Source organism: Salinarimonas sp., from assembly GCF_046292825.1.
Taxonomy (GTDB): domain Bacteria; phylum Pseudomonadota; class Alphaproteobacteria; order Rhizobiales; family Beijerinckiaceae; genus Salinarimonas.
On record NZ_JBKBQG010000048.1, the window covers coordinates 1 to 15,127 of the forward strand.

The 15,127-nt window shown below is 71.1% G+C and carries 9 protein-coding genes; 6 read left to right on the forward strand and 3 right to left on the reverse strand.

Annotated elements, in window-relative coordinates; translation table 11 throughout:
* Nucleotides 1-510 precede the first annotated feature (510 nt).
* From iolD to iolB, 3 genes are read left to right on the forward strand one after another with little or no spacing between them, the layout of a single operon-like run.
* Complete coding sequence (iolD, locus tag ACK4UM_RS17765; protein ID WP_409801944.1) at nucleotides 511-2,334, forward strand: 3D-(3,5/4)-trihydroxycyclohexane-1,2-dione acylhydrolase (decyclizing); 1,824 nt, start codon at nucleotides 511-513, stop codon at nucleotides 2,332-2,334.
* Between the two features lie 11 nt (nucleotides 2,335-2,345).
* Nucleotides 2,346-3,242, forward strand: coding sequence for a myo-inosose-2 dehydratase (iolE, locus tag ACK4UM_RS17770; protein WP_409801946.1), 897 nt, complete (start codon nucleotides 2,346-2,348; stop codon nucleotides 3,240-3,242).
* The gene (gene iolB, locus ACK4UM_RS17775; protein WP_409801950.1) at nucleotides 3,239-4,048 is read left to right on the forward strand and encodes a 5-deoxy-glucuronate isomerase; all 810 of its coding nucleotides are present in this window, start codon (nucleotides 3,239-3,241) and stop codon (nucleotides 4,046-4,048) included. Before iolE ends, iolB begins: the two co-directional genes overlap by 4 nt.
* 40 nt (nucleotides 4,049-4,088) lie before the next feature.
* Here iolB and ACK4UM_RS17780 read toward each other — a convergent pair whose 3' ends face one another.
* A complete protein-coding gene (locus ACK4UM_RS17780) occupies nucleotides 4,089-5,132 on the reverse strand; it encodes a cytochrome-c peroxidase (protein ID WP_409801953.1) in 1,044 nt (347 codons plus the stop codon).
* Between the two features lie 450 nt (nucleotides 5,133-5,582).
* Here ACK4UM_RS17780 and ACK4UM_RS17785 point away from each other — a divergent pair, with 450 nt between their 5' ends.
* Nucleotides 5,583-6,698 (forward strand): TRAP transporter substrate-binding protein, encoded by a 1,116-nt coding sequence (locus ACK4UM_RS17785; protein WP_409801955.1) that lies wholly within the window; start codon nucleotides 5,583-5,585, stop codon nucleotides 6,696-6,698.
* 314 nt (nucleotides 6,699-7,012) lie between these two features.
* On the opposite strand, the gene ACK4UM_RS17790 is transcribed toward ACK4UM_RS17785, so the two are convergent.
* Entirely contained in the window at nucleotides 7,013-9,634 is a 2,622-nt protein-coding gene (locus ACK4UM_RS17790; RefSeq protein ID WP_409801957.1) for a ribonuclease E/G, read from the reverse strand.
* A 600-nt stretch (nucleotides 9,635-10,234) separates the two neighbouring features.
* Here ACK4UM_RS17790 and ACK4UM_RS17795 point away from each other — a divergent pair.
* Nucleotides 10,235-11,557 (forward strand): N-acetylmuramoyl-L-alanine amidase, encoded by a 1,323-nt coding sequence (locus ACK4UM_RS17795; protein WP_409801959.1) that lies wholly within the window; start codon nucleotides 10,235-10,237, stop codon nucleotides 11,555-11,557.
* Nucleotides 11,558-11,693: 136 nt separating this feature from the next.
* Nucleotides 11,694-14,111 (forward strand): penicillin-binding protein 1A, encoded by a 2,418-nt coding sequence (locus tag ACK4UM_RS17800; protein ID WP_409801961.1) that lies wholly within the window; start codon nucleotides 11,694-11,696, stop codon nucleotides 14,109-14,111.
* A 367-nt stretch (nucleotides 14,112-14,478) separates the two neighbouring features.
* Here ACK4UM_RS17800 and ACK4UM_RS17805 read toward each other — a convergent pair whose 3' ends face one another.
* Nucleotides 14,479-15,126 carry a nucleoside/nucleotide kinase family protein gene (locus ACK4UM_RS17805; RefSeq protein WP_409801963.1) on the reverse strand — a complete coding sequence of 216 codons (648 nt, stop codon included), beginning with the start codon at nucleotides 15,124-15,126 and terminating at the stop codon, nucleotides 14,479-14,481.
* Nucleotide 15,127 lies beyond the last annotated feature (1 nt).

Below are 15,127 nucleotides of genomic sequence, written 5' to 3' on the forward strand. Positions count from 1 at the left end.
AAGGTGGCTCCGACCCCGAACAGGGGTCGGAGACGGATGGGGTTTTTCGACCCGAAGGGTCGAAGGGGCGTTGGGCTTCTCCGAAGGTAAGGCGCTCTACGACGACGCCCCTTCGCCGCTCACGCGGCGAATGACCCCATCCGACCCGCCGCCTTCGGCGCCGGGCCACCTTCCCCTGAGGGGAAGGAGAAGGGCGGCGCCTTTCGATCTCGGTTCGATGCGCAGGTCACGATGTGTGCAGACGGACACGACGCCCCCTCTCCTTCCCCTCAGGGGAAGGTGGCTCCGACCCCGAACAGGGGTCGGAGACGGATGGGGTTTTTCGACCCGAAGGGTCGAAGGGGCGTTGGGCTTCTCCGAAGGTAAGGCGCTCTACGACGACGCCCCTTCGCCGCTCGCGCGGCGAATGACCCCATCCGACCCGCCGCCTTCGGCGCCGGGCCACCTTCCCCTGAGGGGAAGGAGAAGGGCGGCGGCTTCCACGACGTTCGAGTCTCGCGAGGTGAGGCGATGAGGACCATTCGGCTGACGGCGGCGCAGGCCTGCGTCCGGTATCTCGCCGCTCAGGAGAACGAGGCGGGCGAGAGGATCCTCGCGGGCGTTTGGGCGATCTTCGGGCACGGCAACGTGGCCGGGCTCGGCGAGGCGCTCCACGGCGTCCGGGATCGGCTGCCCACCTATCGTGGCCACAACGAGCAATCCATGGCGCATGCGGCGATCGCCTATGCGAAGGCGCGCGCGCGCCGCCGCTTCATGGCGGTGACGAGCTCGATCGGGCCGGGCGCGACCAACATGGTCACCGCCGCAGCCCTCGCTCACGTCAACCGCCTGCCGGTCCTGTTCCTGCCCGGCGACGTCTATGCGAGCCGCCGGCCGGACCCGGTCCTCCAGCAGATCGAGGATTTCGGCGACGCGACGGTCAGCGCGAACGATTGCTTCCGCCCCGTCTCGCGCTATTTCGACCGCATCACCCGCCCCGAACAGCTCCTCGCGGCGCTCCCGCGCGCGATGGCGGTGCTGACGGACCCCGCCGAATGCGGCCCCGTCACCCTCGCCTTCTGCCAGGACGTGCAGGCCGAGAGCTACGATTATCCCGAGAGCTTCTTCGCGCCGCGCGTGTGGCGCCCGCGCCGGCCGCGGCCGGATGCCGACGAGCTCGCCGCGGCCGTCGCGGCGCTCCAGGGCGCGCGCCGCCCGCTGATCGTGGCCGGCGGCGGCGTGCTCTATGCGCAGGCGAGCGCGACGCTCGACGCCTTCGCGCGCGCGCACGGCGTGCCCGTCGCCGAGACGCAGGCCGGCAAATCGTCCCTGCCCCACGATCATCCGCAAAACCTCGGCGCGATCGGGGTGACGGGCACGAGCGCGGCGAACGCGCTCGCCCGCGAGGCGGACGTGGTGCTCGCGGTCGGCACGCGGCTGCAGGACTTCACCACCGGCTCGCGGGCGCTCTTCCGCGATCCGACCGTGCGCATCGTCGCGCTCAACGTCGCCGCCTTCGACGCCGGCAAGCACGGCGCCCTCCCCCTCGTCGCCGATGCCCGGGAGGGCCTCGCCGCGCTCTCGGAGGCGCTCGGCGGCTGGCGCGTGGCGATCGACACCGGGCCCCTCCTCGCCGAATGGAACGCCGCGCGCGAGGCCGCACTCGCGCCACCGCAGGGCAACGCACTGCCGAGCGACGCGCAGGTGATCGGCGCCGTCCAGCGCGCGAGCGACGCGGAGACGATCGTCGTGTGCGCGGCAGGCGGGCTGCCGGGCGAGCTGCACAAGCTCTGGCAGGCGAGCCTTCCGCAGGGCTACCACCTCGAATACGGCTACTCCACGATGGGCTACGAGATCGCCGGCGGCCTCGGCGTGAAGATGGCGCTGCCCGATCGGGAGGTCGTGGTGATGGTCGGCGACGGCTCGTACATGATGATGAATTCCGAGCTCGCGACCGCCGTCATGCTCGGCGTGAAGCTCACGGTCGTCCTCCTCGACAATCGCGGCTTCGGCTGCATCGACCGGCTCCAGCGGGCGACCGGCGGGGCGGGCTTCAACAACCTCCTCGACGACGCCCTGCACGAGACCCCCGCCGCCATCGACTTTGCCGCGCACATGGCCTCGATGGGGGTCGCCGCCGAGAAGGTCGGCTCGATCGCCGAGCTCGAGGCCGCGCTCTCGCGGGCGAAGGCCGCGCGCGGGCCCGTCGGCATCGTGATCGACACCGATCCGCGAGCCGCGACCGCCGCCGGCGGCGCCTGGTGGGACGTCGCGGTGCCGGAGACCTCCGAGCGCGAGGCGGTCCGCGCCGCCCGCGCCGCCTACGACGAAGCCCGCGCCGCGCAGCGCCTCTGACGGGGACCACCATGATCCGCTTCGGCACCAACCCCATCGCCTGGTCGAACGACGACGATCGCAGCCTCGGCGCCGACATCCCGCTCGAGCGCTGCCTCGCGGACGCCGCCCGCATCGGCTTCGACGGCATCGAGAAGGGCCACAAGTTCCCGCAGGAGGCTGCCGCGCTGCGTGCCGCGCTCGCGCCGCACGGCCTCGCCTACGTTTCCGGCTGGCACTCGCTGAACCTTTTGACCCGCAGCCTCGACGAGGAGATCGCCGCGATAGACCCCGTGCTCGACCTCCTGCGCGCCATGGGCTCACAGGTGATCGTGGTGTGCGAGACCTCGAACGCCGTGCACGGCGACGACCGCGTGCCCCTCGCCGAGCGCCCGGTTCTGGCGGAGGCCGAGTGGGCGGGCTTCGCGGCGGGCGTCGAGGCGCTCGCGGCCCATTGCGCGCACGCCGGCATCGACCTCGTCTACCACCACCACATGGGCACGATCGTGCAGAACGAGGCCGAGATCGACCGGCTGATGCGCGAGACCGGCCCCGCCACGAAGCTCCTCCTCGACACCGGCCACGCCTTCTTCGCGGGCGCCGACCCGACCGCCCTCGCGCGAAAGCACATGGCTCGCGTGCGCCACATCCACGCGAAGAACGTGCGCCCCGCGATCATGCGCGCGGTCGAGGGCGAGCGGCTGAGCTTCCTCGAGGGCGTGCGGCGCGGGGTCTTCACGGTGCCGGGCGACCCGGAAGGCGGCGTCGATTTCGCCCCCGTCCTCGCCATCGCCGCAGAGCACGCCTATTCGGGCTGGCTCGTGATCGAGGCCGAGCAGGATCCGGCCGTGCGCGACCCGGTCCACTACCAGTCGATGGGGCTCGAGGCGTTGCGAAGGATGGCGCGCGAGGCGGGGCTCGTCCGATGAGCCGGCTCCTCGTGAGGCCGAGCGGCACGCGCGGCCACGTCCACGCCATCACGCCGGAGCGCGCGGGCTGGACCTATGTCGGCTTCGACCTCCACCGTCTCGCGCCCGGCGAGGCGGTCGGCGCGCGGACGGGCGAGCGCGAGGCGATCCTCGTCCTCGTCGAGGGCCGGGCGGAGATCGAGGCGGACGAGCGCGCGCTCGGGACGCTGGGTGGTCGCGAGAGCGTGTTCGCGCGCGAAAAGCCGTGGTCGGTCTACGTGCCGGCGGGCGCCTCGTGGCGCGCGCGGGCGCTCACGCCCCTGACGCTCGCGGTCTGCACCGCGCCGGCGCGGCCCGGACGACCTGTGGCCGTGATCGGGCCGGACGACGTCGAAGCCGTCACCCGCGGACGCGGCACCAATACGCGCACCATCCACCCGATCGCGATGGAGGAGCGCGACGTCGCCGACAGCCTCCTCGTCACGGAGGTGTTCACGCCGCAGGGCCATTGGTCGTCCTACCCGCCGCATCGGCACGACGAGGACGACTACCCGCGCATGACCTATCTGGAAGAGACCTATTATCACCGGCTCGACCCGCCGACGGGGTTCGGCCTGCAACGCGTCTTCACGGAGGACGGGAGCCTCGACGAGACGATGGCGGTCGCCGATCACGACGTCGTCCTCGTGCCCCGCGGCCACCATCCTTGCGCGGCGCCCTACGGGATCGAGATGTACTATCTCAACGTCATGGCCGGCCCCCGCCGCGCCTGGCGCTTCGCGAACCACCCGGATTTCGACTGGATCGCGCAGCGCGACGCGGGGTGAGCCGCGCCGCGGAGCGTGCTCCGCGGCGCGAGCGCTGTCCTCACATGTCCTCGGGCAGAGGCGTCGACTGCGAGCGCACCGGCAGGATCGGGTGCTCGACGCGCGGGATCTCGCCCGTGAGGGTGCGCAGGAAGGCCGTGATGTCGGCGACCTCCTCGCCGGTCAGCTCGGCGCCGAGCTGCGAGACGCCCATGATCGCCACCGCCTCTTCGAGATCCCACACGGCGCCCGAATGGAAATAGGGCGCGGTGAGCTCGATGTTGCGCAACGGCGCGGCGCGGAAGACGTAGTCGTCGGCGGCGGTCTGCGTCATCTGGAAGCGACCGCGGTCGCCTTCCGGCAGGACGCGGGCGCCGGGGCGCTCGACGACGCCGAAGGGGAAGTATTCCTGGCCGCCGAAATTCACCCCGCCGTGACAGCTCGCGCAGCCCGTCGCCATGAACGCCGCGAGCCCGCGCTTCTCCTGCGCGTTCAGGGCGTTGTCGTCGCCCATCAGGAACTGGTCGAAGCGGGCGTTCGGCGTGATCAGCGTCGCCTCGAAGGCCTCGATCGCGCGCGCCATGTTGTGGAAGCTGATCGCGTCGGCCTCGCCGGGGAAGGCGGCGGCGAAGCCCACGACGTAGCCCTCCATCGAGCGCAGCGTCTCGACCACGCGATCGGGCGTGTTGTTCATCTCGACGCCCGCCTGGACGGGGCCCTTCGCCTGCTCGGCGAGATCGGGCGCGCGGCCGTCCCAGAACTGGGCGGCGTTGAAGATCGCGTTGTAGACCGTCGGCGCGTTGCGCGGGCCCTTCTGCCAGCCGTGGCCGATCGAGACTTCGAGCCCGTCGACGCCGCCCATGCCGACATTGTGGCAGGTGTTGCAGGAGAACAGGCCCGAGCGCGAGATCCGCGGATCGAAGAAGAGCTGCGCCCCGAGATCGACGCGCGCACGCGTCATCACGTTGTTCTCGAGGGCGGGGGGATTCATCGGTATCGGCTCGAACCAGCCGAGCGCCTCCTCGCGGAGGGCGGCATCGTCGACCGCCAGCGCCGGGGCCGCCAGAGCGGCCAGAGCGACGGCGGAAAGGAACAGCGTGCGCATCGGATTCTCCCGTTTTCTGCACCGCAGCGAACCTAGACCTTCGGCCTGCCTCCACTTTGATCCAGGTCAAAGCGGGAGCGCCGAACCGTTTGAATCGGCGAGAAAACGGCTCCAAATCGGGGGCGTCGCCAAGGCAGGGAGATCGAGGGCGCGGATTTCGCGGGCATTTCGCGTGACGCACCCGTGGCGGGATAGCTTGCGCCATTCCCCATGCGCAGGGCGGGAATGCACGGGATGCATTGCTCGCCTCAATCTTGAAACTTGACAATATCAATTTTCGGGCGGCGACCGGGTCCGGTAAATTCCTGATGGTTCGGGTCTTCCGCGAAGGCCCGTTCCCAACCACGGCCGCGATCACCGTCGCCCGCTCCCTCCGTCGCCCGCTCGGCGGAGCGCGCGCGCCTGCGCGCGGCCCGACCGACACGCTCCGGAACATCGGGAGGTCACTCCGTGCTGCAACGTCGTCAGTTCCTGAAGGGGGCCGCGCTCGCCGGTACGGCGGCGGCGGCGACCACCATCGCCGCGCCGGCCATCGCCACCGGCATCATCGAATGGCGCCTCGTCCATTCCTGGCCCAAGGGCCTGCCCGGCGCCGGCACGGGCGTGGACCGGCTCGCGCAGCGCATCGAGGCGATGTCGGGCGGGCGGCTGAAGCTCAACGTCTTCGCGGCCGGCGAGCTCGTGCCCGCTTTGCGCTGCATGGACGCGGTGATGGACGGCACGGCCGAGATGGGCCACGACGCCTCGTTCTACCACCACGGCAAGAACCCGGCCTTCTCGATCTTCTTCGCGGTGCCCTTCGGCATGACGGCGCAGGAGCAGATCGCCTGGATCAATTTCGGCGGCGGCGCCGAGCTCTGGGACGAGCTCAACAAGCAGTTCGGCATCGTCGCCTTCCCGGCGGGCCAGACGGCGGCGCAGTCCTTCGGCTGGTTCAAGCGCGAGATCAACTCGATGGAGGATTTCCGCGGCCTGAAGATGCGCATCCCGGGCCTCGGCGGCGATCTCATCAACCGCGTCGGCGGTTCGGCGGTGCTGCTGCCCGGCGGCGAGATCTTCGCGGGCCTCCAGTCGGGCGCGATCGACGCGGCCGAGTTCATCGGCCCCCTCAACGATCTCGCGCTCGGCTTCCACCAGGTCGCGAAGATCTCCTACGGCCCCGGCGTCCAGGAGCCCGGCGGCATGATGCAGATGATGATCAACCGCAGCCGCTGGGAGACCCTCCCCTCGGATCTGCAGGAGATCGTCAAGGTCGCCTGCTGGCAGATGCACGAGGACATGAAGGTCGAGTACGATTTCGGCTCCGGCCGCACCATGGAGGTGCTGCGCACCGAGCACGGCGTGCGCTTCCTGCGTCTCGAGCGCGAGGTGCTCGAGGGCCTCGGCAAGGCGGCCGGCGAGCTCGTGCAGGACATGTACGACAATGGCGACGACTACATGCGCCGCGTGTGGAAGTCCTATTTCGAGAGCCGCGAGAAGACGATGCGCTTCCTGCGCTTCAACGAGCAGGCCTTCCTGAACGCCCGGACCCTGAACTTCGCCTTCCCGGCCCGCGGCTTCGGCTGAGCGTTCCCCCGCGCCGGGCGAGGGTGCCCAAAGCCCGACGCGCACTTCACCCCCGCGATCCGAGATCGCGGGGGTTTTTCGTGCGGGAACGGCTCGGTTCGAAACTCGAAAACTTTCGCTGCGGTGTCATCCCGGACGCCGAAGGCGATCCGGGACCCATACCGACGACGCTTCAGTCGCAGCCTATAGGCTGCGTTTCTCCGACGAAAGATGCTCCACCCTAGCGTAACGAGCGCGACATGCGCGCTCGGACGATCGTCGGAGCGTATGGGTCCCGGGTCCGCTTCGCGGCCCGGGATGACAACCTCGAGCTCTCAGCCTTCGCCGGTGAGCGCCGACTTCGCGCGCGACCACCAGCCGGCCCGCTTTGGACGGTTCGGGTCCGGGGGCGTGAGCACGACGGTGACGGGCTCGGCCGGGACCTCGGGGACGGCGGGCTCCTGCGGCGCCTCCCCATCGGCGAGGCCCGCCTGCGGCTCGGCCTCGGACGCGGGCTGAACGAGCGCGCCGGCATCCCCTTCGGCGACCGGAGCCTCGGGAATGGCGGCCGCGGCCTCGGCCGCTGCGGCGGCTTCGGCGGCGGCAGCCGCTTCCGCGGCCTCGTCCTTCTTGGTGCGGCGCTTGCGGGCGGGCTTCTTCTTGGGAGCCTCCTCCGCGACGGGTTCCGCAGCCTCGGCCGGGGCGGCGTCAGCGACCGGCTCGGCGGGAGCGGGCGCCTCGGCGACGGGCTCGGCCGCCTCCGGAGCGACTGGCGCGTCCTCGATCACGGCACCCGCGTCGAGCGGCTCGGCGTTGACGGCCTCGGTCGCGTCGAGCGGCTCGCGGCGATCGCGACGGCCACCGCGGCGACCGCGGCGACGGCGCGAGCCCTCGCGCTCGCCCTCGGCGGGTCGCGGCGCGGCGCCGATGTCGGCGCTCTCGCCCTCTGCCGCTTCGGCCTGCGTCTCCTCGCCCTCGTCGCCGACCTCCTCGGCTCCCGCCTCGAACGTCTCCTCGCGACCCTCGCGGCCTTCGCCGCCGCGCCCGCGACGGCGGCGGCGACGGCGCTTGCGGCGTCCCTCGCCGTTGCCGTTGGCCTCGCCGTTGCGCGCGGGTTCGCTCTCGCGCCGCTCGTCGCCGCGCTCGATCTCGGCCGCCGCGGCCTGCGCCTCGGCCTCCTCGTCGGCGCGCGCTTCCGCGGCCTCGTCGATCGTCGGGGCGGCGAGCGCCTCGGCGCGGACGCCGGTCGCGCGGCCCACCGGCTTCGTCGCGATCTCGCCCTTCTCGATGGCGAACGGCGTGCCGTGCTCGAGCGTCTCGTCGACGACGACGCTGATCTGCACGCCGAAGCGCTCCTCGAGCTCGCGCAGGTGCACGCGCTTCTGGTTCAGCATGTAGAACGCCACCGCGAAATGCGTGCGGACGTTGAGGTCGTGCGAGTCCGAGCGCAGGAGCGTCTCCTCCATCGCGCGCAGGACGGAGAGCGCGACCGACGGCGTCGCGCGCACGAAGCCCGAGCCGCCGCAGGTCGGACAGACCACGGAGGAGGATTCGAGCACGCCCGTCCGCATGCGCTGGCGCGACATCTCGAGGAGACCGAAGGACGAGATCCGCCCGATCTGAATGCGCGCGCGGTCGGTCTTCAGAGCGTCCTTGAGCCGCTTCTCGACCGCGCGGTTGTTGCGCTTCTCCTCCATGTCGATGAAGTCGATGACGATCAGGCCGGCGAGATCGCGCAGGCGCAATTGGCGCGCGACCTCGTCGGCGGCCTCGAGATTCGTCTTGAGCGCGGTGTCCTCGATATTGTGCTCGCGGGTCGAACGCCCCGAGTTCACGTCGATCGAGACGAGCGCCTCCGTCGGATTGATGACGAGGTAGCCACCGGACTTCAGCGAGACCTGGTTGGAGAACATCGCGTCGAGCTGCGCCTCGACGCCGAAGCTCGCGAAGAGCGGCGTCACCTCCTTGTAGGCCTTCACCGCCTTGGCATGGCTCGGCATGAGCATGCGCATGAAGTCCTTGGCCTCGCGATAGCCCGCGTCGCCGGAGACGTAGACCTCGTCGATGTCCTTGTTGTAGAGGTCGCGGATGGCGCGCTTGATGAGCGAGCCCTCTTCGTAGACGAGGGCCGGCGCCGTGGATTGCAGCGTGAGCTCGCGCACGCTCTCCCACATCCGCATCAGATACTCGAAATCGCGCTTGATCTCGACCTTGGTACGCGCCGCGCCCGCCGTGCGCAGGATCACGCCCATGCCTTCCGGCACTTCGAGGTCCTGGGCGATCGTCTTGAGGCGCTTGCGGTCGTCGGCGCTGGTGATCTTGCGCGAGATGCCCCCGCCGCGGGCGGTGTTGGGCATCAGCACCGAGTAGCGGCCGGCGAGCGAGAGATAGGTCGTCAGCGCCGCGCCCTTGGTGCCGCGCTCCTCCTTGACCACCTGGACGAGGAGGATCTGGCGGCGCTTGATGACTTCCTGGATCTTGTACTGCTTGCGCGGCGCGCGGGGACGCTCGGGCATCTCCTCCATCGCGTCGCCACCGAGCTCGTCGACATTGTCCTCGTCGTCGCCGTTCTCGTCGCCGTCCTCGGAGGCGGTCTCGTCGTCGCTCGCGGACTTCGCCTTGGTGCGGCGGCGGGAGCGCTTCTCCTCCTCGCGGTCGCGCTCGCGCTCGGCGCGGGCGTCGTCCTCGATCAGCGCCTGCCGGTCGGCGACGGGGATCTGGTAGTAATCCGGGTGGATCTCGCTGAAGGCGAGGAAGCCGTGCCGGTTGCCGCCGTAATCGACGAAGGCCGCCTGCAGGGACGGCTCGACGCGCGTGACCTTCGCCAGATAGATGTTGCCGCGCAGCTGCTTACGGTTGGCGGCCTCGAAGTCGAATTCCTCGACCTTCGAGCCGCGGACGACCACGACCCGGGTCTCTTCCGGGTGCGAGGCGTCGATGAGCATCTTGTTCGCCATGGAGAACTCTCGACATGGCGCTGGCCGGTGCGTCCGTCTCCGTCGAAGCGCCTGCGCCGCGGGCGAGGCCCTGCGAGCGCGAAGTGATCGGACGGGTCATGGTCTGCGTCGGGCCAAGCGCCGCTGGGCGCCCGAGACGGGCGCGCGTGGGGTTGACCGCGGATGCGGGGCGGCACGTGGCGACGCGAACGGAACGATCCGAATCCGTGCCTGCGTGCATCACCCGACGATCCTCTCGAATTCGATGGGCCGGGGAATGCCGGTCATCGCGTGAGTCGCGGCTTTGCGGCCGCGCTGCGACGCCATCCGGCTCTCGATCGTCACAGTCCTCGGGGCATCGTCGGACGGGCGGCCCAACCAGGCCGGCTCCGCGCGCGACACCGCCGGATTCGGCTCGGCCGAACGGGGTCCTATCCATTACAGAGCGACTTGCGGATTTGGCAAGCGCTTTGGTGCCTGTTGCACGAAAAACACGCCGCCGGGCCCGCCGAACCGGGGCGTTCAAGCAACCGTTAACCATGCCCCGCCTATCGGTTACGACAGGACGGGGGGCGCGAGCCGGAGCGGGCCACGGCCCCTCCACCTGCCACGGGAGAGGACATGGCCAACGATCCGGCGGGAGACCGGCCGATCGCGGGAATCGCAGGGCGCGCCGATCCGGTGCCGCGCGGCGCGATTCGCCGCCTCCTGGCGACCGCCTCGTGCGCGCTCCTCGTGGCGATCGCCGTCCTCGCCCACGCGACCGACGCGCGCGCCGAGCCCGCGATCCTCGTCGCGATCGCCGCCGAGATCGCCGAGCACGGCGAGGAGGCGCACCTGTCGGTGACCCTCGACGGGCCGATCGAGGCGCGCGCCTTCGCCATCGACCGGCCCGACCGCATCGTCGTCGACCTGCCGCGGGTGAGCTTCCGCGTGCCTGCGGACACGCGGCCGAGCGGCGGTCTCGTGGCCTCGACGCGGCTCGGATTGTTTTCCGCCGAACGCTCGCGGATCGTGCTCGAGCTCGCCGCGCCCGCCCGCATCGCGGGCCTCGACGTCTCCCGCCGCCCCGACGGCGCCTGGGTGATGACGCTCGCCCTCGCGCCGACCTCGCCCGAGGCCTTCCGCGAGGCCGTCGCCGCCGACGCCGCCGCCCTGCGCGAGGCCTCCGCGCACGGCCTGCGCGGCGCCCTGCCCGCGCCGGGCGACACGCGGCCGACGATCGTCATCGATCCCGGCCACGGCGGCATCGATCCCGGCGCGACCACGGCGGACGGGATCGAGGAGAAGGAGATCGTCTTCGCCTTCTCGATGCGCCTGCGCGAGCGCCTCGAGGAGAGCGGGCGCTTCCGCGTGGTGATGACGCGCGAGGAGGACGTCTTCGTCGCCCTCTCGGAGCGCGTCGCGATCGCCCGCACCGCGGGGGCGGATCTGCTCGTCTCGATCCATGCCGATTCGATCTCGTCGGCCCCGCAGGTGAGCGGGCTCACCGTCTGGACCAATGCCGAGCGCGCCTCCGACGCCGCCTCCGCCGCGCTCGCCGAGCGCGAGAACCGCGCCGACGTCGCGGGCGGCGTCGCGCGCGAGGAGGTCGCCGGCGAGGTGGCCGACATCCTGCGCGAGCTGACCGCGCGGGAGACGCGCGGCTATTCGCACGTCTTCGCCCGCACGCTCGTCGACGGCATGCAGCGCGTCGTGCGCCTCAACCGCAATCCCCACCGCCAGGCGGCCTTCACCGTCCTGCGCGCGCACGACGTTCCCTCCGTCCTCGTCGAGCTCGGCTATCTCTCCAGCCGCCAGGACATCGAGCTCCTCGTCTCCGACGCCTGGCGCGACGAGGCGACCGCGGCGATGGCGGAGGCGATCGAGCGCTTCTTCGCCCCGCGCCTCGATCGTGCGCAGGTGTTGCAGACGGGCGACGTCCGCGCCGCAGTTTCACCATAGATCGGGTGTGCAAGGGGGCAGGCGCGGGGGGCGGCGCATCGGTCGATTCCGTCCCCGCGCGTTTTGGGATAGTTTCGAACGATCGGTCGGCGCCGGGCTCCCTGCCCCGCCCGGGCCGGATACGGGACAGGACACGATGCGCTTCGTCTTGCGGCTCTTCGGCATTCTCTTCTCGGCGGGCTTCGTGGCCTTTCTCGCGGTCGCCGCCGTGCTCGCCGCGGGCTACGTCTATTTCTCCCGCGATCTGCCCGATCACGCCCAGCTCGCCGAATACGAGCCGCCGGTGATGAGCCGCGTGCACGCGGTGGACGGCACGCTCGTCGCCGAATACGCCTCCGAGCGGCGCCTCTATCTGCCGATCGAAGCGATCCCGCAGCCGCTGATCGCAGCCTTCCTCTCCGCCGAGGACCGGAATTTCTTCCGCCACAACGGCATCGACCCCGAGGGCATCGTCCGCGCCGCGCTGACGAACCTGCGCTCGGGCGCGACGCAGGGCGCCTCCACGATCACCCAGCAGGTGGCGAAGAACTTCCTCCTCACCTCCGAGCAGACGATGGAGCGCAAGATTCGCGAGGCGCTGATCGCGCTGCGGATGGAGCAGGCCTTCTCCAAGGAGAAGATCCTCGAGCTCTATCTCAACGAGATCTTCCTCGGCACGCTGACCCCCGGCCGCAACCTGCACGGGGTCGCGGCCGCCGCGCTCGATTATTTCGACAAGTCGGTGCACGAGCTCACCCTCGCCGAGATGGCCTATCTCGCCGCGCTGCCGAAGGCGCCGAACAATTATCACCCCTTCCGCCACGAGCGCGCCGCGATCGGCCGCCGGAACTGGGTGCTCGACCGCATGGTCGCCAACGGCTTCATCACCGAGGAGGAGGCCGAGGCCGCCAAGGCCGAGCCGCTCGCGGTGACGCCGCGGCGCATCTCGCCGAACCTCCTCGGCGCGGGCTATTTCGTCGAGGACGTCCGCCGCGCGGTCGCCGCACGCTACGGCGACGAGGCGCTGCTCGAGGGCGGCCTCTCGATCCGCACGACCCTCGATCCGGCCATGCAGGCGATGGCGCGCAAGGCGCTGATCGACGGCCTCGTGCGCTACGACGAGGAGCGCGGCGGCTGGCGCGGGCCGGTCCAGAAGATCGAGCTCGGGGCCGATTGGGGCGAGGCCGTCGCGGCCGTGCGCCCGCTCGCCGACGTCCAGCCCTGGCAGCTCGCGGTCGTGCTCGAGGTGACGGGCGAGGGTGCGCGCATCGGCCTGCGTCCCGAGCGGCTGATCTCGGGCGGCGTCGACGCGGCGCGCAATACCGGCCTCGTGCGCCCCGACGGCGTGCGCTGGACGGGCCGGTCGATCGCCCAGGTGCTCTCGGTCGGCGACGTCGTCTATGTCGAGCGCCAGGACAACGGCGATTTCCGGCTGCGTCAGATCCCCGAAGTCTCGGGCGCGATCGTCGCCATGGACCCCCATACCGGCCGCGTGCACGCCATAGTCGGCGGCTTCTCCTTCGACCAGAGCGAGTTCAACCGCGCGACGCAGGCGCTGCGCCAGCCGGGCTCGGCCTTCAAGCCGATCGTCTTCGCCGCGGCCCTCGACAACGGCTACACGCCGTCCTCGATCGTGCTCGACGAGCCGATCACCATCGCCGTGCCGGGCGCGCAGCCCTGGACGCCGACGAATTACGACGGCCGCCCCGCCGGCCCGCGCACCCTGCGCTTCGGCGTCGAGCGCTCGAAGAACCTGATGACGGTGCGCCTCGCGCAGGACATCGGGATGCCGCTGATCGTCGACTATACCCGCCGCTTCGGCGTCGCCGACGACATGCTGCCGGTGCTCTCGATGTCGCTCGGCGCGGGCGAGACGACGGTCCTGCGCATGACGACGGCCTATTCGATGTTCGTCAACGGCGGCCGGCGCATCCGCCCGACCATGATCGACCGCATCCAGGACCGCACCGGCGCGACCATCTTCCGCCACGACCGGCGCGAGTGCCTCGGCTGCAACGCCGAGGCCTGGCACGGCCAGGGCGAGCCGGTCCTCGTCGAGGAGAGCGAGCAGGTGCTCGACCCGCTCACCGCCTTCCAGATCACCTCGATGCTCGAGGGCGTGGTCGAGCGCGGCACCGCGACCGTGATCCGCGAGGTCGGCAAGCCGCTCGCCGGCAAGACGGGCACCACGAACGACGCGAAGGACGTCTGGTTCGTCGGCTTCTCGCCGGATCTCGCGGTCGGCGTCTATATCGGCTTCGACCAGCCCCGCTCGCTCGGCCGCAACGTCACCGCGGGCCGCTACGCCGCGCCGATCTTCCGCGATTTCATGGCGATGGCGCTCGCCGACCAGCCCGCGACCCCCTTCCGCGTCCCGCCCGGCATCAAGCTCATCCCGGTCAATGCGAGCAACGGCCTGCGCGCCGGCGCGGGCGAAGGCGGCGTGATCCTCGAAGCCTTCAAGCCCGGCACCGCCCCGCCCGACGCCTATTCCATCGTCGGCGGCGCGGAGGTGCCGGTGATGGTGCCCGAGGCGATGCAGACGATCGGCGGGGGTACCGGCGGGCTGTATTGAGGGGTTGCGGCTCTTCTTCCCGCCCGTCATTTCGGGTGCCGCGCTCGCTCCTCAAGGGAGCCGGTGCGAGTAGTTCGGGATGACACCGTCGGCGCAGCTCCCCCGTGTCATCCCCGGCCGGAGCACGCGTAGCGTGCGCAGGGGAAGGGGACCCAGCACCAAGACGTGTGCGAAGCACACGATCGTGCCGCCGACCAGGCGGCTCGTCGCCGCCGCAAGCGCTTGCTCCGCAAGCATTTTTCGTGCTGGGTCCCCTTCCCCTCCGGTCGCAAGCGACCTCCGGCCGGGGATGACACCGTTGGAGCCGCTCCCCCCTGCCGTACTTCGATCGGCGCGACTGACTTGATGACAACGGAAAAAAGGATTCTCAATCCACCACGATGTCCGCGGGCGCGGAGCGGGTGGCGACGAGGCGGGCATTGGTGAGGTCGTTGCCCTCCGTGCGGGCGCGGGCGGCTTGCCGGTCGAGGCCGTGGGCGAGCCAGCGCGCGACGAGGCGGCGGCGAAGCTCGTCCTCGGGCACCGCGAGCCCGATCGTGAGGTCGAAGAGCGGGCGCAGCGCATCCCAGGGCGGATCGCGCAGAAGGAGGTAATTGCCCTCCACGACCGGGAAGCGGCAATCGGGCGCGACGGCGGCGGCGGCGGCGCGGGCGAGATCGGCGGCGCGGTCGAAGAGCGGGATCAGAACCTCGCCGTTCCCCTCCCCCTCCACCCGCAGCCGCTCGAGCAGCGTGCGGAAGCCCGCGACGTCGAAGGTCTCCGGCGAGCCCTTGCGGGCGCGCAGGCCGCGCGCGTCGAGGAGCGCGTTGTCGAGGTGGAAGCCGTCCATCGGCACCGCCTGCGCGCTCTCGCCTCGCGCCTGCAGGGCGGCGACGAGCGCCGCGGCGAGCGCCGACTTGCCCGCCCCCGGCGGCCCGGCGATGCCGACGACGAACCGCGGCGCGTCGCCCGCGCGCGCGCGGATCTCGCTCGCGAGCCGCGCCGCCTTGGCCGCGATCGCCTCGCCCTCCTCCATG

Excerpts from the sequence above, each read along its gene's own strand:
- iolD (WP_409801944.1), top strand. The coding sequence starts at position 511 with ATGAGGACCATTCGGCTGACGGCGGCGCAGGCCTGCGTCCGGTATCTC.
- iolE (WP_409801946.1), top strand. The coding sequence starts at position 2,346 with ATGATCCGCTTCGGCACCAACCCCATCGCCTGGTCGAACGACGACGAT.
- iolB (WP_409801950.1), top strand. The coding sequence starts at position 3,239 with ATGAGCCGGCTCCTCGTGAGGCCGAGCGGCACGCGCGGCCACGTCCAC.
- ACK4UM_RS17780 (WP_409801953.1), bottom strand. The coding sequence starts at position 5,132 with ATGCGCACGCTGTTCCTTTCCGCCGTCGCTCTGGCCGCTCTGGCGGCC.
- ACK4UM_RS17790 (WP_409801957.1), bottom strand. The coding sequence starts at position 9,634 with ATGGCGAACAAGATGCTCATCGACGCCTCGCACCCGGAAGAGACCCGG.
- ACK4UM_RS17795 (WP_409801959.1), top strand. The coding sequence starts at position 10,235 with ATGGCCAACGATCCGGCGGGAGACCGGCCGATCGCGGGAATCGCAGGG.
- ACK4UM_RS17800 (WP_409801961.1), top strand. The coding sequence starts at position 11,694 with ATGCGCTTCGTCTTGCGGCTCTTCGGCATTCTCTTCTCGGCGGGCTTC.
- ACK4UM_RS17805 (WP_409801963.1), bottom strand. The coding sequence starts at position 15,126 with ATGGAGGAGGGCGAGGCGATCGCGGCCAAGGCGGCGCGGCTCGCGAGC.